14 protein-coding genes and 2 pseudogenes are annotated in these 19,775 nt (G+C 58.4%); 12 read left to right on the top strand and 4 right to left on the bottom strand.

Annotation, left to right across the window (positions count from 1 at the left end; genetic code table 11):
• The first annotated feature begins 323 nt into the window (after positions 1-323).
• The 9 genes from D769_RS18895 to D769_RS18855 all read left to right on the top strand — a co-directional run bounded on the left by D769_RS18895 (position 324) and on the right by D769_RS18855 (position 10,907).
• Positions 324-983 (top strand): DUF4433 domain-containing protein, encoded by a 660-nt coding sequence (locus D769_RS18895; protein WP_008648285.1) that lies wholly within the window; start codon positions 324-326, stop codon positions 981-983.
• A 15-nt stretch (positions 984-998) separates the two neighbouring features.
• On the top strand, positions 999-2,054 hold the full coding sequence (locus D769_RS18890) for a macro domain-containing protein (protein ID WP_008648283.1): 1,056 nt from the start codon (positions 999-1,001) through the stop codon (positions 2,052-2,054).
• A gap of 176 nt (positions 2,055-2,230) precedes the next feature.
• Positions 2,231-2,989: a hypothetical protein gene (locus D769_RS18885; protein WP_152415027.1), complete on the top strand. Its 759-nt coding sequence runs from the start codon at positions 2,231-2,233 to the stop codon at positions 2,987-2,989.
• 259 nt (positions 2,990-3,248) lie between these two features.
• On the top strand, positions 3,249-4,751 hold the full coding sequence (locus tag D769_RS30725; protein WP_008648279.1) for a hypothetical protein: 1,503 nt from the start codon (positions 3,249-3,251) through the stop codon (positions 4,749-4,751).
• 288 nt (positions 4,752-5,039) lie between these two features.
• Positions 5,040-7,034, top strand: coding sequence for a P-loop NTPase fold protein (locus tag D769_RS18875; RefSeq protein WP_231582289.1), 1,995 nt, complete (start codon positions 5,040-5,042; stop codon positions 7,032-7,034).
• Entirely contained in the window at positions 7,034-7,903 is an 870-nt protein-coding gene (qatB, locus tag D769_RS18870; protein ID WP_008648274.1) for a Qat anti-phage system associated protein QatB, read from the top strand. The genes D769_RS18875 and qatB overlap by 1 nt, the downstream gene beginning before the upstream one ends.
• A 116-nt stretch (positions 7,904-8,019) precedes the next feature.
• A complete protein-coding gene (gene qatC, locus D769_RS18865) occupies positions 8,020-9,159 on the top strand; it encodes a Qat anti-phage system QueC-like protein QatC (protein WP_008648272.1) in 1,140 nt (379 codons plus the stop codon).
• Positions 9,159-9,932, top strand: coding sequence for a Qat anti-phage system TatD family nuclease QatD (qatD, locus tag D769_RS18860; RefSeq protein WP_008648270.1), 774 nt, complete (start codon positions 9,159-9,161; stop codon positions 9,930-9,932). The genes qatC and qatD overlap by 1 nt, the downstream gene beginning before the upstream one ends.
• A 78-nt stretch (positions 9,933-10,010) precedes the next feature.
• Positions 10,011-10,907 (top strand): hypothetical protein, encoded by an 897-nt coding sequence (locus D769_RS18855; protein WP_008648268.1) that lies wholly within the window; start codon positions 10,011-10,013, stop codon positions 10,905-10,907.
• 543 nt (positions 10,908-11,450) lie between these two features.
• Here D769_RS18855 and D769_RS18850 read toward each other — a convergent pair.
• Positions 11,451-12,098 (bottom strand): annotated as a pseudogene (locus tag D769_RS18850) (phage integrase family protein); the annotation flags it as partial.
• A 225-nt stretch (positions 12,099-12,323) separates the two neighbouring features.
• Between D769_RS18850 and D769_RS18845 the strand changes: the two are divergent.
• Positions 12,324-12,845 carry a hypothetical protein gene (locus D769_RS18845; RefSeq protein WP_008648264.1) on the top strand — a complete coding sequence of 174 codons (522 nt, stop codon included), beginning with the start codon at positions 12,324-12,326 and terminating at the stop codon, positions 12,843-12,845.
• A gap of 120 nt (positions 12,846-12,965) precedes the next feature.
• On the opposite strand, the gene D769_RS18840 is transcribed toward D769_RS18845, so the two are convergent.
• Complete coding sequence (locus D769_RS18840) at positions 12,966-14,231, bottom strand: hypothetical protein (RefSeq protein ID WP_008648262.1); 1,266 nt, start codon at positions 14,229-14,231, stop codon at positions 12,966-12,968.
• Between the two features lie 286 nt (positions 14,232-14,517).
• On the opposite strand from D769_RS18840, the gene D769_RS18835 reads away from it, so the two are divergent.
• Complete coding sequence (locus D769_RS18835) at positions 14,518-16,911, top strand: heavy metal translocating P-type ATPase (RefSeq protein ID WP_029309052.1); 2,394 nt, start codon at positions 14,518-14,520, stop codon at positions 16,909-16,911.
• A 106-nt stretch (positions 16,912-17,017) separates the two neighbouring features.
• The gene (locus D769_RS18830) at positions 17,018-17,515 is read left to right on the top strand and encodes a cupredoxin family protein (RefSeq protein WP_008648258.1); all 498 of its coding nucleotides are present in this window, start codon (positions 17,018-17,020) and stop codon (positions 17,513-17,515) included.
• Between the two features lie 58 nt (positions 17,516-17,573).
• On the opposite strand, the gene D769_RS18825 is transcribed toward D769_RS18830, so the two are convergent.
• Complete coding sequence (locus D769_RS18825; RefSeq protein ID WP_008648256.1) at positions 17,574-19,403, bottom strand: DUF3141 domain-containing protein; 1,830 nt, start codon at positions 19,401-19,403, stop codon at positions 17,574-17,576.
• Positions 19,378-19,775: pseudogene (locus tag D769_RS32555) on the bottom strand (hypothetical protein); the annotation flags it as partial. The pseudogene D769_RS32555 and the gene D769_RS18825, both read right to left, overlap by 26 nt.

Below are 19,775 nucleotides of genomic sequence, written 5' to 3'. Positions count from 1 at the left end.
GTCAGGCGGCGGCCGACCGGCGGCGGGCGCTGGAGACGGACAACGTGCGGCAAGCCTACCGGGCCGAGCGCGACGCGCTGGCCGGGCGGGTGGCATTCCTGGAGGAAGAACTCAAAACCGCACGGACGGCCACCGACGCTTATCGTCAGGTGGCGCGGAATAGAGCGTAGGCGCTCATGCACATTGCGACGCAGGTAGAAAGTGCTGATCGGGCGACAAATGCCGCCCCGCAACCGGCAGGTTCGTTGGGCGCCGCTGGTAGAATCACCGGCATTCCAACGGGCCCGGAGTAGGGCAGACGGCCCCCCGCATCTCACCTGCTTATGACCGTTCCTGCGCAGCCCAAGATCTATCACATCGTGCACCTCGACAAGCTGCCGGCAATTATTGCCAGTTCAGGATTGCTCTGCGATGCCGTGATGGCCCAAGCCGCCCCTCAGGGCACGGTTATCGGGATGACCTCGATCAAACAGCGTCGTCTCAGCGAGCTCACCTTGACTTGCCACCCGGGGTTGTATGTTGGGCAGTGTGTGCCGTTCTACTTCTGTCCGCGCTCGATCATGCTGTATCTGATCTACCAGGCCAACCACCCTGAACTGACGTATCGCGGGGGGCAGGGACCGATCGTGCATCTGGAGGCCGACCTCCATGCCACGGTGGCGTGGGCGCAGCAGCAAGGATTGCGATGGGCATTCACGCTGTCCAATGCCGGCGCCCGGTACTTCGAAGATCGTGCGGATCTAGGGCGATTGGGGGATTTGAACTGGCAAGCCATTGGGACAAATCGCTGGAGCGGGGCGGGCATTGATGCTTCCATGAAAGAAGGCAAACAGGCTGAATTCCTGATCGAGCGTGGGTTCCCTTGGGGGCTTGTCGAACGTATCGGCGTGCAATCGGCGCAGACATATCAGCAGGTCATGAATGCACTGCCTGCAAACGGGCATCGGCCGCCAGTCGAAGTTCGACCCGAGTGGTACTACTGAGCGAGGCAACGAACCATGATTGAATACACCTCAGGCAATATCCTCCATGCGGATGCCGAAGCGCTCGTCAATACCGTGAACTGTGTCGGTGTAATGGGGCGCGGCATTGCATTGCAATTTAAGAATGCCTACCCCGCCAACTTCAAGTTGTACGCGGAGGCCTGTCGCCATGACGAAGTGCAGCCCGGCCGCATGCACGTTTTCTCGACCGGGCAGCTTGCCAATCCCCGCTTCATCATCAACTTTCCGACCAAGCGGCATTGGAAAGGAAAAAGCCGGATTGAAGACATTGAGGCGGGGCTGAAGGATCTCGTTCGCGTGATCCAGGACAAGGGGATCCAATCGATTGCGATTCCACCGCTGGGCAGCGGCCTGGGCGGCCTCGATTGGGAGGAGGTGCGTCCCATGATCGCCGCCGCAATGGCAGCGTTACCGGATGTGCTGACGCTGGTGTACGAACCGAAGGGCGCTCCGGAATCGGACAAGATGTCGCATACGCGGGAGGTGCCCCAGATGACGGCGGGACGTGCCGCGCTGGTCGAACTCATCTCGCGCTATCTCGCCGGGTTGCTCGATCCGGCTGTGTCGCTGCTGGAAGTGCACAAGCTGATGTATTTCATGCAGGAGGCCGGCCAACCGCTGCGCCTGCAATTCAGGCAAGCCCACTACGGTCCATACGCCGAGAACCTGCGCCATGTCCTCAAACAGATTGAGGGGCACCTTGTGAGCGGCTACGCAGATGGTGGTGATGCGCCGGACAAACAATTGGAACTGGTGCCGGGAGCCGTGGACGAAGCCAATCGCTTTTTGTCCGATCATCCGGAAACGCGAGAGCGGTTCGACAGGGTGTCGGATCTTGTTGCCGGTTTCGAGTCCGCTTTCGGTATGGAACTGCTGTCTACGGTGCATTGGGTGGCCAAGCAGCGGCCCGAGGCTTCGTTGTCCGAGGTCGCGGATGCGGTCTACGGCTGGAACGATAGGAAGCGGCAGTTCACGACTCGGCAAATTTCCCTGGCGTTCGATGTGCTGCGTGATCGCGGCTGGATCGGCGGACAGGTGGCGGCGCACTAACCATTACAACTCCTGAGGTACATGCCGGGCAATCAGTCGACGGAAAGGAAATGCCCAATCAGCTCATCGTTCTGGATCAAAACAGGCTTCGCGAATCCCGCGCTCCTGAGGTTGTGGAACTGCTGCGGTAGTCACCCGCGACACACTTTGTATTGCCGGACACGGCCTTCATCGAGATGACGAAGAATCCAGATGCCCGCGAGGCCACATTGGTCGAGTCGCTCAGGATGATCGCACCTCATTCCAGCCGGGTTCATATTGGAAGATCGATTCCTGAAAGCCTCGGGATGGAACTCAAGACAGGTCGCTCCATCGCAGGAAACATGCTGTTGCGCGACGCTCGGCATGTAACGCGCCGCATGCTGGCAGCCATCGCAGCCGGTTCGGCGCGCGAGGATCTTCTCCTACGTCGCATTGTTGAGGACAAGGATGAGCATCAAGTCGACATTGCAAAGGATTTCTACGTCCATGCCGAGAACAAGGATCGCGTCGCGGGCTTGATTGAGGAACTGAAGGAGCAATCGCTGACGGCCGCCGATGTGAAGGCGTTGCGTGCCGGCCGCATGGACCGTGATGCGAGGCTCGAGCTTATCCATACGGTGATACCGAATCGACTCGGTATCACGCTCGCAGAGCGCGAAGGATATAGTCCTGGTGCTGTTTGGAGTCTCCTTCGACAGAAGCCGATGGTCCTGCGGCACCAGTACTACATGATGTGGCTTTGCATGGACTGGATCCGCAACGGCGGCTATGAGAATGTCGATCCTCAGAAGATCTCGAACGACTTGATCGATCGCGATTACATTCTCACCGCAAGTAGTTTTCACGGGCTTGTCTCCGGGGAAGGCCGCGTCAACGAGGCGTACCAGGACATCATGTCCCAGCTTGCAAAGCCGCCTCGACGGCTCGGGCTCACAGCTTTCGCGCTGGAATGACCCTGGTTGTCCGGTGACACATTGCTTCGCAACCCGCAAAGCCTTGTCCAGCAAGGAACTGAGGATTCACGGAAGCAACTGGGTCGCCGATTGACACTTTTACTGCCCCAAAATTGACAGATTTAGTTCGATCTACGACGAGATTCGCCGGATTCATGGGCTACCAAACTACGCATAGTGCGGCGATGCCGATTCGTCGCGACAACGCTTCGTACCGCAAAGCTAATGAAGCAGATGGGATGGGACCAATCGGCCAGCCATGATTAACGTCTACGATAAGTACAAACCGCTCCGAAACGCTCTTCGAACGCTGGAAATAGAGTCCGTGCTGCAGCTTGTCCGGCGCAAACACGGCGAAGTTGACAGCTCCGGCCGGGCAGCAATTCAGGATCGCTGGGGCAGTGCGATTGGCATCGTTTTCAACTGGGAGCTTCACCTGCTTGCTCGGGAAGCAATGCTGCACGCTGGTCGGGACCCGTGGTTGAGGCGAGCGGACAGAGGCGACCTAATTCCCTTGGTGAACCACATCAGGCGTATCACCGAGGAGATATCGAAGAGGGCCATCGACTCGGGGGAGCGGGCAATGAAGTCTCTTCATACCTTAATGCACCAGCAAGCACGATGGCAGAACCCCAGGGACTGGGATCGCCTGTATCGCGCACACAGGGTATATGGTAGTCAACTCGTCCGGGACATGTTTGAGGCGATAGTGGGAACTAGTCTTCCCTCAATGATCACGATGGCTTTTGCCACGGCAGGCCAAGCCGCGCGCGTTGGTGTTGTGGATGCCGCTGCTGATTATTCGGGCGTCGGTGTGACACAAGACGAACGGGACGCATATTTCGCGATGGTTGGAGCTAGCTATTCAGAGGCCCGCGAAGCACTCTCGGCTGCTCAGCGATACGATGAAGGCTGGTCCCACACTTGGAACTATCTTGAAGCGAAGCCACTGGTTTGTCTTTGGGACGATCGGCCGAAGCAATTTCTCTGTCCCATTCCCGAGCTCGTGTTAAGGCGCGTAACGGAGGGCTTATTCTACGACCTTGCCAAGAGTGGAGCCAAGTACGGGAACGCCTACGGCCTTGCGTTTCAAGACTACGTCGGAGACGTGCTCACAGTTCAGTTCAAGCGCTCTTCCCAGAAAGTCATGGCAGAAGAGGAGTATCGCGTCAAAAGGGATCGTAAGGACGGGGTCGACTGGATTGTGAGTGACGCGACAGGGCACCTAATGATCGAGTGTAAGACACGCCGAATGAGGCTGGACGCCAAAATCACGCCGGATAGCGAACACCTCACGGAAACCTTGAGCGATTTAGCTGATTCAATCGTCCAACACTACAGGAACGTGCATGACGCCTTGGAGTGTAAGACGGCCTGGAAACCGGATGGGCTGCCAGTGTATCCAATTCTGGTTACCTACGAGGACTGGTACCTGTTCGCGCCGCATGTTGTCGAGTACCTCGACACACTGGTGCTGAGAAAGCTGACGGCGCGAGGGCTGCAGGGATTGTTGGAGGAGTCCCCATATACGGTTACGTCAATTGCCGAGTTCGAGAAAGCGGGTCAGGCCATTGCACACGTTGGCGTCGGTCCCTATTTCGCCGAACGAGTGAAGAGGCCGCACAGGCACTTCGGGCTCAGTGCATTCGCCGACGAAGCGTTTCCCGAAATAGTGATTCCGTACGATCGACTCTTTCCAAACAATGATCAGGAGATGCTGAGCCATCTCAGACCTCTCATGGCGTTGCCCAGTGAGATTTAGCGACCGCGGAACTGGCGCGCATGGGCGAGCGCCAGGCCGCCGCCGACCGCTGACGCGCGCTGGAGACCGACAATGTCCGGCAAGCGTATCGAGCAGGGCGCGACGCGCTGGCGGGGCGGGTGAGTTTTCTGGAGGAAGAACTGAAGCGTGCCCGCGCGGCGACGGATGCGTACCGCCAAGCGCGGGGCAGATGAATAGCCAGGGGCTCTGGGGCGCAGCCTTCCAGGCACTCCTTTAGCGGGAGTTTCATTTCGGGCAGGACGGGGCACAATTCCGACCAACGAGCCCATGTCAAACCTGCCGCTGGGGCGAACGCCTAAATTGCACTTCCGTGATCTCCGAAAAAGCGGTGTGGCATTAACAGACCGGGGCGACAGAAAAACGATCAGACGAGGGGCATATCAATGCTGGGCAGCGATGTGGCATGACAACGAGACGACGGTCGATTACGTCAACTTCAAGCTGGTGGCGAAGGTCTGCGCGGACTTGATCAAGGATTCGGATGGTCAGCCGATCTCCATCGGCGTTTCGGGCGGGTGGGGGACTGGGAAATCCTCGCTTGTCCGAATGATCGAAACCGAGTTGGTGCCGAAGAGTTCGACCGCATCGGGCCAAGGCGGGCGGGAGCCGTACGTCGTGGTGACGTTCAATCCGTGGCTGTATCAGGGATTCGAGGACGCCCGTACAGCGTTACTGCAGACGGTCGGCGACGCAGTACTGAAACAGGCCGAGGGCTCTCAGACGCTGACTGATAAAGCCATAGCGTTCGTCAAACGGATCAACCTGTTGCGCTTGGCCCAACTCGGGGGCGAGGTGGCTGCGACAGTAGTCACAGGCGTGCCCGTCGGACTTCTGAGCAAGGCCTTTGACCTCGGCCTGAGTGCCCTGCAAAAGGGTTCCCCCTCAGAAGTGATTGACGCAGTCAAAGGCGTGCCGGAAGCGACCAAAGGCCTGATCGACGAGGCGAAGCCCCGCTCGCTGCCCAAGGAAATCCAAGGGTTCAGGGATGACCTGGAGGAGTTGCTCAGTGAGCTGGGTGTGACCCTCGTGGTGTTCGTGGATGATCTGGACCGTTGTTTGCCCAAAACCGCGATCGCGACCCTGGAAGCCATCCGGCTGCTGCTGTTCCTGAAGGGCAGCGCTTTTGTGGTGGCCGCCGATGACGTCTTTATTCGAGGTGCGGTGCGCGTGCACTTCACCGGAACTGGCTTGGCGGACGACGTCGTTACCAACTACTTCGACAAGCTTATCCAGGTCCCGCTGCGCGTGCCGCGCCTGGGTCCGAACGAAACGAAGGCCTATGCAGCGTTGCTGTTCCTTGAACGGGCTCATCGCGGGGGCACTATCGACGACGTACAATTCGAAATCGCGAAAAAGCGGGTGGAGGAGCGCCTTCGGGAAACCTGGAAGGGCAAGCGAGTGGACCTCAGCTTCTTGGAAAGCCTTGCTCCGCAAGCGGACGCCGAATTGCAGTCGCTTATGGGACTTGCCGAACGGCTGTCGCCCTTGCTATTTTCCTCGAGCGCGGTGCAATCGAACCCTCGTTTGGTCAAGCGATTTCTTAACACCGTCTTTCTTCGTCAGGCAATGGCCAAACCACAGGGAATCGAAGTGGACCTGCCCGTGTTGGCGAAGTGGCATCTTCTTGAGCGTTGCGATGAAACGCTCGCCAACGCGCTGGCTGAAATGGTTTCCGCGGATAGCGATGGGAAGGTGGGGGCCATTGCGCAAGCGGAAGAACTGGCAAAGGACGTCGAGCGCGCGCTTCCCGAGGTATTTGGTGACAAGCCATTTGCTCGCGAGTGGCTATTGCTGCAGCCCGCGCTGGGAGACATGGACCTGCGACCGGTGGTGCATTTAAGCCGGGACAGCACCGTACGCGACTTTGGACACGATGAGTTGACCAGCGAAGGTAAGGTACTTCAGGAAGCGCTGGCGGCTGCTCGTGTCACGAGCAAACAACTCACCGCAGATATACAAGCCGCCGGCGAAACGCAAGCCGTTCTCGCTATGACTCGCGCGTGGGAAGCCCGTCGCGCCTCCCGCGACTGGACCAAATCTGAGGAAGTGTTGATGTTGACGGCGGTCTGCGAGGTCTACCCGGCTGCCGGGGCGCGCGCCGCCGCGCTGCTTGTGGAAGCTCCCACCGCGCAAATCAGTCCTGGTCTGGTCCAGCGCGTCGTGAGTGCGCCTTGGGCGAGCGACGTGGTAAGCGGCTGGGCGACGGACAGCCAGGCGAGCGAACCGGTAAAACGCGCGATACGCGCGGCACGGAAAAACTGATGGGCACTTCAACTTCTAGCGCTGGCGCGCCGAGCGGCAGCCCATTCGACCCGCCTTGGCTCGAAGACGTCGAACAAGGCATTGATACGTCGCAATCTGACGCGTCACTGGCGCCCGTACCGCCCCAACCTGATGATGATGCCCAGAATGCCGAAGACAACGGCGCGGAGGCAGAGGTTGTGCAACCGGCTGGCAGTCATGTCGCGCCGCGCGGACGATATGGCGAAGCTCGGCGCGCGCTGTCTTCATTTGTGACCAGCGGCGGCAGCGCTGACCTGCGAAGAGGAATCAACCGTCTGGTGAACAAGGGCATGGGAGGATCGAAACGGGCCGCCTCACGCATGCAGGCTACGGTGACGGCAGCGGCGGCCCTGGGTGGCCTTCTGTCGGCGGCACGTACGGGAGGGGACCCGGGCATTGACGCCTGGGTGGCGTCGATTCAGCAACGGGGCCTGTCCGCAGCGGACATTGCCCTCGAAGTGGCGGAGCGACTGCTCCCCGTCGGCGGCAGTATTGATGAGGAATCCGCGAAGCACGCAATGGATCAGGCCATCATTAAGCTCTACGACACAGATCCCAACGTCGACATTTTCAATCTAACGGACGATCAGATTGCAGATGTGATGACGTACACGATCGCCAATGATGTGTACAACCGGATTCAGCTGGAGTTGGGACGGGTTTTCGAGAAGCTCAAGTACTCGGCAAAGCTGGTTCATGAGCGACTGGGGCAAGTGCTCGACTACGTGACAGGCGTGGTGGCCGAGGCGATGAAGGGTGCGCGGGGAGATCAGAGACCGCGGTCGATGCGCGAAGTCTCTGCGAAGGCCATGGCGGATGCAATGTTCGTATTTGGGACGGCAGAATGAAAGTCATTTGTACGAGCTTCGAGGCGCGCCCGCGCACTGTCCCGGCTGGGAGTCGCGTATTCACATACTTCCAGGGATCCGATATCGCGGGGAGTGATCGAATTGCGAACGGTTGGATGCCGGAACTCGAGCGGGAGGGGTATGCGCCCTCAACGCCGATCTGGGATTTTGTCTTGTTCGGATTCGCCGTCTGCGCGGCCGACATCGCAGTGCCTCGCAATACCAGCCCCGATGGTTGGACTCGCCAGATCGAGCTTTCAGTCACGCTCCTCGATCCGGATCGGTGGAACGCCCAGCGGCCCCTGATTGAGGGGATGTTGCGCATCCTTACTGGAGATTTTTGGTCGGTTAGCTTCTTGCCAGATGGTCCCGAGGCGCCGCAGGCTCAACGGAGTATTTGCGACCGGGACTGCGTTGCCTTGCTCTCGGGTGGCCTGGACAGTCTAATTGGTGGCATAGACGCCATCGCCAACAAACGCCGTCCGATCTTCGTATCGCAGCTTGCCTATGAAGACTCCGAGCGTCAGCGAACCTACGCGGCCGCGCTGGGAGGCGCTGCGTGGCACCAGCAGTGGAGTCATCGCATCGATCCCATCGCGCCGCGCGAGCCGTCAACCCGCGCACGGTCGATGGGGTTTTACGCACTTGCCGTGCTGGCCACTTCGCTACTGACCACACCCGCACCCGCAGAGATTCTGGTTCCGGAAAACGGATTTATTAGCGTCAACCCACCGCTGTTGCCGGGACGTATGGCAAGTCTCAGCACGCGGACAACGCACCCGCTATTCATGGAGCAACTGCAATTGCTGCTAAACGCGGTGGGGGTTCCGGCCGTTCTGTCAATGCCGTATCGCTTCAAAACGAAAGGCGAGATGATGCGGGAGTGCCTCGACCAAACGCTGCTCGCGCGCTTCGCGTCGGACTCCACAAGCTGCGGGCGCTTCCGCACCTACAATCGGACGCACTGTGGACGCTGCGTCCCCTGCATGGTTCGACGCGCGGCATTCTTGCGTTGGGGCCGGCCTGACGGTACGCCATACAAATTTGCGAACCTTCAGCAGTCGGAGAAGTCCGCGGCCGATGACCCGATGGCGGTTGCGTGCGCTGTTCTCGCAACGGAAAGAAACGGGATTGACGCATTTCTTGGCGCGACCCTGTCTTTTGCCGGTCAAGGCGACAGGGCCAACTATCGCGACGTTGCCGGACGTGCATTGTCCGAACTTGCCGCGTTGCTGAAGCAAGACGGCGTTCTCTGATGGACTTCCACTGTCACATCGATCTCTATCCTTCTGCGTTGGAGGTCTATGCGGAGGCTGCCCGTCGATGTGAATTCGTCTGGTTGGTCACCACCAGCCCTAAGGCCTTCATCGCCTCATCTCGCGTACTGCCGCCCGTCCCAACCATCTTCATCTCGCCCGGCCTGCATCCCGAAATCGCACACCAGCGCCACGGTGAACTATCCATGCTACTTCAGCAGTTGCAGGGCGTGTCAGCCGTCGGCGAAATCGGACTGGATGGCTCCCCGCGATATCGGGAGCACTTTTCGGTCCAACAGGATGTCTTCGAGAAAACGGTGGCTCGCTGTAGCGAGCTAGGGGGAAGAGTCCTAAGTATCCATTCGAGGAACGCAGCAAAAGAGGTGCTCGACACGCTCGAGCGGCATCCATCCTACGGTACTGCGGTTTTGCACTGGTATAGCGATTCACTCCATCAATTGAGGCGTGCAATAGAGCTGGGCTGCTGGTTTAGCGTGGGGCCAGCCATGCTACGCACTGCAAACGGCAGGCGCATCGCGGCGTCGTTGCCTGTAGCGCGCGTTGTGACGGAAAGCGACGGGCCGTTTGCGAAGGTGCAGGGGCAGGCCCTCATGCCGTGGCAGGCAAGTGATGTAGCGAGTCAGTTGGCTTGTGCATGGAATATGCAAGACGCTGATGTGCGCGAAATGCTGCCTGAAAATGGCCGCAGCCTGCGGAATCATATCGAAGGCCGGTCACCAGGACTGTTGCCGAGATATGGCAAAACTGACTGAGACGCCGCCACATGGGCGAGCCCTGGCACCCCAATTCGCGACGTGGGATTCGGTATGCGTCCTATACGGAGAAGAATAATGAAGTTTCCCGAGCCACTATCTGGGGAAAATCTGGATAGTTTTCTTAAGATCATATCTGCCCTGACGAAGGTTGGCATCCTCATAGGTGGAATTTGCGTGGCGCTATATTCCATGAGGATTGGACATTTTCCTCAAGACCTGACGATCGGTGATGGCGTGCTACTAATATTCATCGCGGCGTCGTTTGGATTTATATATCTTTTCTATATTTATAGCTTAATATCGTTGGGAATAGCGTGCTCCCCTGTTATTTTGCCTATTTTTAACAGCGCGATGAAGGCTGTCAACAGGCATCGAACAAGGCCCATCGCGCCGCAATTTGAATGGGTGAAGTTCAATTTTGGTAGCGTGCTTTGCGCGCTGCTGGCGATTGTGCTAATCGCCGCCCTAGGGCGAAAAGACGCCTTCGCGTACTGGAGTCTTCCGCTGCTCTCCCTAATATTGTATATGCTCTACTCGGCGTTCTTGTCTGCCGGGAAAAAGCTAAAAAGTATTGACGAAATTCATAGGTCGCAGGTTCACACCGACCAAAAAGATAACGTCGGCGCTCTAGGGGATCCCTCGCATATCAGACGAACGCAGATGGGGATACTCGCATTTATCCTGTTTGCACCGCTTTTCTATGGCGGTGTATCCGGACAGCTCCTGGAAATTGGTATGAGTATGGCTAATATCAGGAAGGATCACGCGACGGTCTACGTGAAATCTCCCTATGCCTTTCTGTTGCCGGAGCAAAATGTGTCGGACTTATCTCCGAAATTGCCAGATTACAAGCGATTCGATAATGTCAGCGTGCTTTTCCATGGATTAGGCAAAAGAACTGTCGTTTCATTTGATGCCGGTGGACGCCGGAAAAATCTTACGGTTCCGGACGACTACATAATCCTCGACTAAACGCCTTCTGCCGAATCGGTTGTATGAACGAGAAAGATCGACTCAGTGCCGCATATCCGCATCTTGATAATGCAGAGGGTTTTTTGTTTAGCGGTCGCGGCCTCAGATGCATGAGTCGAACCGGTGAGATTGCTCCGCGAGCGGTAAATAAAAAATCGTTTGTGCTAAACCGCTCCACAGGCGTTCGTTTCTATGGGCATTGAATGAACGGCGCGGTAATTCGCGACACCCGGCGCGTGGCCATCGCACGCCGGAAGCGGGCAGTCTGACAGAGCCAGTCGCGCAAAGCCAGCGGGAATACGAGGGTCAGCGGGCAGATAGCGCACAGTTTCGCGGCATTGTGATGGTGCGAGAACGGCAAAGCACGAGTCGGTTCGCGTTGGCCGCATGGAGAAGACCAACGTGCTGGGGCCTGGTGCTGATGCCGGTCAGTGTCCATGACTGGGATCAGGTGGAGCCCGTGGGAGGATGCCAGGCACACCGCCTTCGATGCGGACCATGCGGCCCTTAGCGCAGACGGGGCAATCGCGCAGTGACGTGCCGGTCATTGTCCACGCCCAGAATGCAGCTCGCCGTCGGCGCGCGGAAGGCGCCGGCCGAGCCGTCAACCTTATGGGGCAACTGAAGTTGTTCCCAAGGCATGACCATGGACGGTGACTCCGCGATGATCAAGGCACGCGCCCGCTCGGTCAGCGCCGGGTGCCGGGCGAAGAAGGCTTCGATCTGGTGCCCGCTGGCGGGGCCGAGCCTCGGGATGGCGGTCCACCATTGCCGGCGGCGCGGGATGCGCACCGTGAGATCTGCGAGGGTGCGGATACCGGCCGCATACAAGGCTCGGACGGCGCGCGCCGGCAGCCACCGCGCGATATCGTCGCTGATCTGCGGCGTCGGGACCGGCATCGCGCGCAGCAGCTCGAGGGCTTGCGTGACTGCCCTGGCATGACGGGTGCGAAGGCTCGCGGGACACTGGAACAGCGCGGCCAGGTCGGGGCGTTCCCGGTGGAGGGAAAACGTGGCCAACTGCCGGCGCACCTGGCCGATGACGCCGCGGGCCGAATGGCCAGGACCGAGCCGATCGCGCAGGTAGCGCTCGGCCGCCTGCCGCGACGAGGCGCCTTCATACCAGGCGCGCAGGGCCGCAAGGGCCGCGGTGTCCGGGAAGCCTTCCGGCGTGGGCGGGTGACGGGGCATTTCGACGAAAGCGAGTTCCGTACCGAAATGATAGTACAGGGATAATCAGGCTTATCTCTGCAGCTACGCTGTGTGTGTGCCACGCTATAGTCGGATCGGGCTTGCTCCCATTTTGCGGACCTTGAAACAGCAGATAGTTACGGCGGCCTCTCAGTTGAAATGACAAGACTGATCCTTATCAAGGCGCCCTCAACATCTGCGGCCTAGACTGGCAAATGCGCACTATTGCGCATCCTGAACACTCAGCAAAGGGACGACATCATGCACAAGAATCGGCTGGCCCCCATTGTCGTGGCGCTTTCTACACTCGCCTGGACGCCGCTAGCGTTTTCAGCAGGCCCACAGCAAGGCGGTGCGGAACACGACCACAGCCACGGTCAGGCAGCAGCCGCAACAGCGCAAAATTTGAAGAACGGGCAAAGGGATGCAGCCGTGGACACCCAAATTGCACATCTGCGGGCCTTGCACGAGCGACTTTCGAGAGCCAAGACGCCAGAGGAACGTCAGGCGCTGATGGCAGAGCAAGTCAAGGTTATGCAAGAGAGCATGGCGATGTTGCGGACCATGCACGCGGCTCAGATGAAAGGCGGAATGCAGGGTGGCATGGGCATGGGCCACGGAGACATGTCTGAGCACATGGGCATGCACCACGACATGATGGTCCAACACATGGAATTGATGCAGGAGATGATGCAGACGATGGTGGACCACATGGGGATGACCAGCGGCGGCATGATGAGTCGATAGTAACCCCGCTCAGACGATGCCTGACCCTCTCACAGTGGGAGGGTCAAGTGGTATTTTGATTGCCGATAGAAGTTTAGTGTTGCGAACGATTCCTATTTGAACCGCAGGCCTTATGGCCGCTCAGAGGGTCTTGGCAATAGCTTCGATTGGTTTGATACCAGCACCAAATCGGGCCATGTTTTCTCTGTGCTCCGTCAGGCTGGTGTAGGGCACGTATCGGATACCGAGCTCGGATACTCGACTAAATGCCGGACGAGAAAGCTGGGCTCTTACATCAGCTTCACGTGCATCCGGTGCGACAAGAAACAGGTGTTTTTTCGCAGATTGGTCCGAGCCTAATGCCAAGTCGAGAAGGCGGACGATACCGGAATAAATGGAAGTCGTATGCTCTACCTCGAACGCCGCTTCGACCTCGAGCGAAGTTGCATTTAGCCAAACAACGTCGATAAGCGGAACCGTGTCGGCTCCGGCCACCAATAGCGATGCGGGGATCGAGGACAAGCAACCATCTCCCAAGGCACCACCGTTAAATGGGCGACTCCGGTCATTGGTCGCCACCCATACTGAAAAGCCCAACGCCTTGCCAAGGTCTCGCAGCCAACCCTGAACTTCGGTGTGTGTCGCGTCTTCAGTCCGGTTTGCTTGAATCTGCCTGGCAAAGGATGCGGCCTCCTCGCGCACTTTGGCGAGGTCCGTCTCCCAAGCTGCCACAGTCGCTGAATCCCCCTCCCTCGGAGGTACCGGATAGCGCGCCATGCCGAGGTCGAACAGCAAACCAGCAATCGCGCCCAGATCATTAGAAAGCAGGTCGCGGTACCTTGCGTTCAGGACGAGAACGCCTTCTCGCATGGCCAGGTAATGGTCCCACTTACCCAGCTTCACGCTCGAGCCCGTTAGCGCATTATAGCCATTGACGATGGCGGTATTGAAGGGCACGACCAGCGTAGGGTGGATAAAGTACAGAAGGTTTGCCGCAGCAGGCCCCAGGCCTTTGATGCCATGCTGACTCAGCTGCTGAATGGCTTGAACCACTTCTTGCTCTGTGTCGCAGCAGTCGCAGGCGTGGAGAAGGTTCGCAAAGGCCCGCTGATTGTCCGCGTTCTCGTAGATGTCAGGAATGCGCAGCTTCGGCTTCCACAAGAAAGCGTGGTCTGCCCCTTTGAACATCTGTCGTTGTTCAGCAATGGAGGAAACGACCGTTTCCAGTGAGGAGCCGCGATAAGCATTGCCAAATGTTCCCGCCTGTATCTCGTTGACCACCGCGCCGATGCCACGACGGATTGACCGGAAGTTCTTCAGGCGCTCGGGCCACAGAAACCAACTCTGATACGTCCCGTTCTTATCAACCTTCCATCGTTCGATAAGTGTTCTCGTAAGGTCTGTCATGGAAGCTCGTGTCTAGAATCCAGAAAATGTAGTACCACGAATTCTCAAGGCGTTGCGAGTGGGATTTCCACCCACTCTGGGGGTTGACCTTCCCCGTATTGGAAGGTGCAGCATATGACTTCAATCAAGGCAAGTGCAGATCGCGAAGCCGAAAGGCCAGAGAGACTAAAGCGTATAGTGGTTCATCAGTACGATGTCATTTCTACATATTGTTGTATGAAAATGAGTCACGCGTGGCCGGCCGACGACCACATCGAATGCTCACATAGAACGGAGTGTGCGTTGAATGAACAGAAATAGCCCCCCACTGGCTCAAAAGCATGAGCCCACTCGTCCCGAAAGCCACTCGCACGAAAATGGTCATGTACATGACCATCATCATGGTGACCCTCATGACGGTGGTGGGACGGAGAAGGACCCAGTATGTGGCATGAAGGTCAGTAGCGACAGCCGCTTCAAGGCCGAGTACCACGGGACGACCTACCATTTCTGCAGCGAGAACTGCGAGACGAAATTCACGGCTGCGCCGCAGAAGTACACAATTCCGGTCATCGACGAGACTCCACCATCGACCCCAGAGGGCACAATCTACACGTGCCCGATGCATCCGGAAATCCGGCAGGACCACCCTGGAAACTGCCCGAAGTGCGGCATGACTCTGGAGCCCATCATTCCAGAGCTGAACGAGGAGGAAAATCCTGAACTCACTGACCTCAGCCGACGCTTCTGGTGGACACTGCCACTGACGGCTGTCGTGTTCGTCCTCGCAATGTTTGGGCACCGCCTCGGTTGGATGGAAGCGTCTGCCCAGAGCTGGGTCGAGCTGGTCCTTTCCACGCCGGTAGTTCTCTGGTCAGGGTACCCGTTTTTCGAACGCTGCGTTCAGTCCTTCATCCATCGCAGCCCCAATATGTGGACCCTCATCGGTCTTGGTACTGGCGCTGCCTATCTGTACAGCGTCATTGCGACTGTCGCGCCTGGCGTCTTTCCCGAAACGTTCACAGCGCACGGCCGCATTGGCGTCTACTTCGAGGCTGCCGCAGTCATCATTTCGCTGACCTTGATTGGGCAGGTGCTTGAGCTTCGAGCACGGTCCCAAACGTCGGCGGCAATCAAGTCTCTACTTGGTCTGGCCCCAAAAACGGCGCGTCGTATCAATGCAGACGGGAGCGAGGCGGACATCCCATTGAGTCACGTACATGTTGGCGACCGTTTGCGCGTGCGTCCCGGCGAGAAGGTACCGGTCGATGGCATCGTCATCGAGGGTACGAGCTCCCTGGACGAGTCAATGATTACCGGCGAGCCCATCCCGGTAACCAAGCGTGTGGGTGACCGTGTCATCGGGGCCACCATGAATTCCGCTGGCAGCCTGGTCATCGAATCCGAAAAGGTCGGCTCTCAAACAGTCCTGGCGCAGATTGTCCAGATGGTTGCACAAGCCCAACGCTCCAAGGCACCGATGCAGCGGATGGCAGACAAGGTAGCCGGCGTCTTCGTTGTCGCGGTGGTTGCCATTGCCCTGCTGACGTTTTTTGCGTGGGGCATATTTGGGCCGGAGCCAAGCTGGGTCTACGGGCTTATCAATGCGGTGGCAGTCCTTATCATCGCCTGCCCATGTGCGCTCGGGCTCGCGACCCCCATGTCAATCATGGTTGCCAGCGGGAAGGGTGCTTCTTCTGGAGTCTTATTCCGGGACGCCGCTGCCATCGAGAATCTCCGCAAAGTGGATACTCTCATTGTTGACAAGACTGGCACGCTCACTGAAGGTAAGCCGAGCTTCGAACGCAGCATGGGCACCAATGGCTTTTCGGAACAGGAAGTCCTTCGACTTGCCGCTAGTCTCGACCAAGGCAGCGAGCACCCTTTAGCCGCCACGATTGTGGAAGCCGCTCGTCGGCAAGGATTGGTGCTCGATAAGGCGGAGAGCTTTGAATCTAGCACAGGGATTGGCGTGCGGGGCACCGTCGCAGGCAAGAAGCTTGCATTGGGAAACACCGCGCTGATGGAGTCAGAAGGCGTCGCTACGTCGAACCTCCGCGAAGCTGGCGATGCACTTCGCACGCAAGGTGCCAGCGTCATGTACCTGTCCGTGGACGGAACGCTTGCCGGATTGCTGGCAGTGTCTGACCCGGTCAAGGCTACGACACCCGAAGCCTTGCAACAGCTGAAAGACAAAGGTATCCGCGTAGTGATGGCGACAGGCGATGGCGTGATGACTGCAAAGGCCGTTGCCGAGAAGCTGGGGATTGACGAGTTCCACGGTGAAGTGAAGCCCGCAGACAAGCTGGCACTCGTAAGCAAGTTTCAGGCGGAAGGCCGGGTCGTGGCGATGGCGGGTGATGGCATTAATGACGCACCTGCGCTTGCCAAGGCGGATGTCGGGATTGCAATGGGAACCGGGACGGACGTGGCGATGAACAGCGCCCAAGTCACCCTTGTGAAGGGGGACCTCAGAGGTATCGCCCGGGCGCGTCAATTGTCGTCGGCGACTATTGCCAACATGAAGCAGAACTTAGGCTTCGCCTTCGTCTACAACGCCTTGGGCGTACCACTGGCGGCCGGGGTTCTCTACAGCGCTACGGGCCTGCTTCTTTCACCGATGATTGCTGCACTCGCAATGAGCCTGAGTTCCGTCTCCGTAGTTTCTAACGCATTGCGACTTCGAAATACAAAAGTATGATGTACATCGGAATGGGCCCTTATACCTTCTAATATGTGCCCGCGACCGTGCGAGGTCGAGTGAACGCGCCGCATTCTTGCTTGGTGCCTCGCGAAGGAGTAGCTCGATGAAATTCGCAATAATCCACAGATTGGTCGGCTTTCTGGTCGTTCTGGTTTTATCCTGGGGCGCATTGGCTGCTGGCGGCGACGCGGAATGGCAACATAGCCATGGTCACGGTGGTGGAGGCGTGACAGCAATCGGGAAGCCCGGCGACTCAAGCAAGGTCAGTCGCACTGTTACGCTCGAAGTGGGCGATGGTCTGCGCTTCACTCCACCAACGATTACCGTGAAAAGAGGCGAAACAATCCGCTTCATTGTGAAGAACTCTGGCAGCGTGAAGCACGAGATGGTCCTGGGAACCGAAAGCCAGTTGCTGGAGCTCTATCACACGAGGATGCGGGCCCCCGGAAAGGAGCTTGTATCCCCTAGCGGCATCACAGTCGATGCAGGAAAGTCCGGTGAGATTATCTGGGAGTTCACAAAGTTCGGTACAGTCTCCTTCGCCTGCCTGATGCCGGGTCATTATGATGCTGGCGAGAGAGGGACCGTAATCGTCCAATAGCGCCGCGAGCGGCCGCAAAGTAGCATGCCGCGTCGTGGCTGGCTTGGGAGCTCTCCTACTACTGACAGCATTTTTCGGCACACTGCGTCGGATTGTCTCGATGAGCGGGAACGGGCAACCATGGCTGTCCATAGAGCCAGAGGAATGCCATCTCAGCCGTTGCATCGCGGGCCGAACGAGTTGCCTGCAATGCTCCGGTCACCATACCGCTCATAGCTTGCTCAAGAGAGCGCCACATATTGTCTGACGGAGCAACTGCCCGGGCCGACGTGACCTCCTCGGCTATGGCGGATAGCGGAGACAGCCACGGCTGGAACCGCCCCGACCAGGCATAGCAGGTCCAGCGCATGGGATGCGCCCACTTTAGCCACTCCGCTCCCCAAGGAGTCGCGGTCGCACGAACGTATGGACTGACAAGCTGCTCATATAACGTCTCATTGAATTCCGAGACTGCGCGAACGCGCTCAAACTCAGCGCGTGGATACGAGAACTGAATATCCTCGACGCGGCGCGGTTCAAACGTGGCGCGAATCGTCTGCCTGTCTCCGTCTGCTCCTTGGCCGGGTAGCATCATTTCGTATAGCCCGGGTGGCAGTGCCTCAATCCCTTCCAGGTTCTGCAGGATGGCTCGATGCTCATGGCGTGCCACGCTTGCCGAGACGAAGATGCCGAGATGGCCTACGTGTGGATTGGTCAGGTAGACAATGCGCTGGCCGGCGGCGACCAACTCCTCGGTGCTTTTATACACTGCCGGAATCCACCCCAATGCCTGATGCGGTGGCGTGATGTTGTCGCCGTAGGACGCGAAGATGACTATCGGCTTGCGGATGCGCCGTAGGTCGACTGTGCAATCGCAGTCCACCTGGACTTCGCCTGTTTCGAGCTTGTTGCCAACGAACAGGTCCTGGACAGTCGAAACGAGCTCCTCCCGACTCAGGAAATAGAAGCCGTTCCACCAGCGTTCGAACTCCAGAAAACGCTCGCGCTCACGTTCCGGGTTGGCGAAGACCGTGTAGAACTTCTCCCATATTGCCGATTCCGGTTTCAGGAACTGAAAATTCTGCACAAGCCATGCGCCGTCGAAGCGGCCGTTACCCAGGTCGGCAAGAAAGTTTGCGCCCCACACACCGCCAGAGAACGCACCGAGAAGACGCATCGGATTCACGCCCGGCTCGCCAGACCAATATGACAGTGGAGAACCGTTCAGGACCGATATGCCGGAGACTTGCTCACAGCAATGCGCGGAGAGCAGCATTACTTCCCACCCCGCCTGGCAGTTCCCATAGAGCACCGGCTCCTGTCCATCGTGGCGACGGGCTACCTCCTGAACAAACGTCCGCAGAGCACTAAGAACGTCGCCCAGCGTCTGGCCAGGGCAAGGAATCGGGAAAAATATGACGAAATAGGCAGGGTGCCCTTCGGACAGCGCCATGCCCACCTCAGAGTCACGCTTGAAGCCTCCAATCCCCGGCCCGTGACCAGCGCGCGGGTCAATCACGATAACCGGCTTTGCACCAGGGCGCACACGTTCTTCCAAATGGTCACTGCCGCAGCGAGTGATGCGCAGCAAGGCATAGTTTGCCGGCCGCTCGAACGTTCTCCCGTCGAGCAACATCTCGTAATCGAAGTGAAGCAGTGGCGGAAGGCCGGTCTCCTCATGCGCCAACATGTTGTCTGCGCGCTGGCGAAGGATATCGATGAACATCGTCCAACGTTGGGTAACGTCGACCGCATAATCCCTCCATTGTTGGACCGCATCCGTAGTAGATGCCGGCTGCTGCGGAACAGCCTCGGCGATGGGAGTCGGGGCCGCATGTAGTTCCGCAGCCGCAGCGATTGGGGAGGAGCGCGCTGGGCGTCGCTTACGTTGCATCGTGCCTTCGGCCATGAGGTACCTTATCCCTTTCTATTGAAGCAATCATTTCCCCAATTTCACCTTGCAACGGCTCGCGGGCCCGAGCCGCCAGCCAGGCAGTCAAACCATACTTCGCGAGTTTCCCGCTGAAGATACTGCCAAACACGGCGATGGGGGACAGTTCTGCTAGCGCGACGAAAACTAAAGCCGGCGTCTGCGGCAACGGCGATGCCGCGATGGCCGTCAGCGCAAGGAGCCCGTAGTCCTCAGTGAAGCCCGCTACTGCGACCCACCTAGCCGAGCGCGTGAGTTCCGGGAGGTAGCTAAGCAACTGCGCCCAGCCAAGGTGATGGAAGACAACGTAGAGGATTAGCGCTCCCCTGTGCATAAGCAGCTTTCGTGATG

Origin of the sequence: Cupriavidus sp. HMR-1, assembly GCF_000319775.1 — a bacterium.
GTDB lineage: Bacteria > Pseudomonadota > Gammaproteobacteria > Burkholderiales > Burkholderiaceae > Cupriavidus > Cupriavidus metallidurans.
This window is presented reverse-complemented; position numbering and strand designations above follow the sequence as displayed.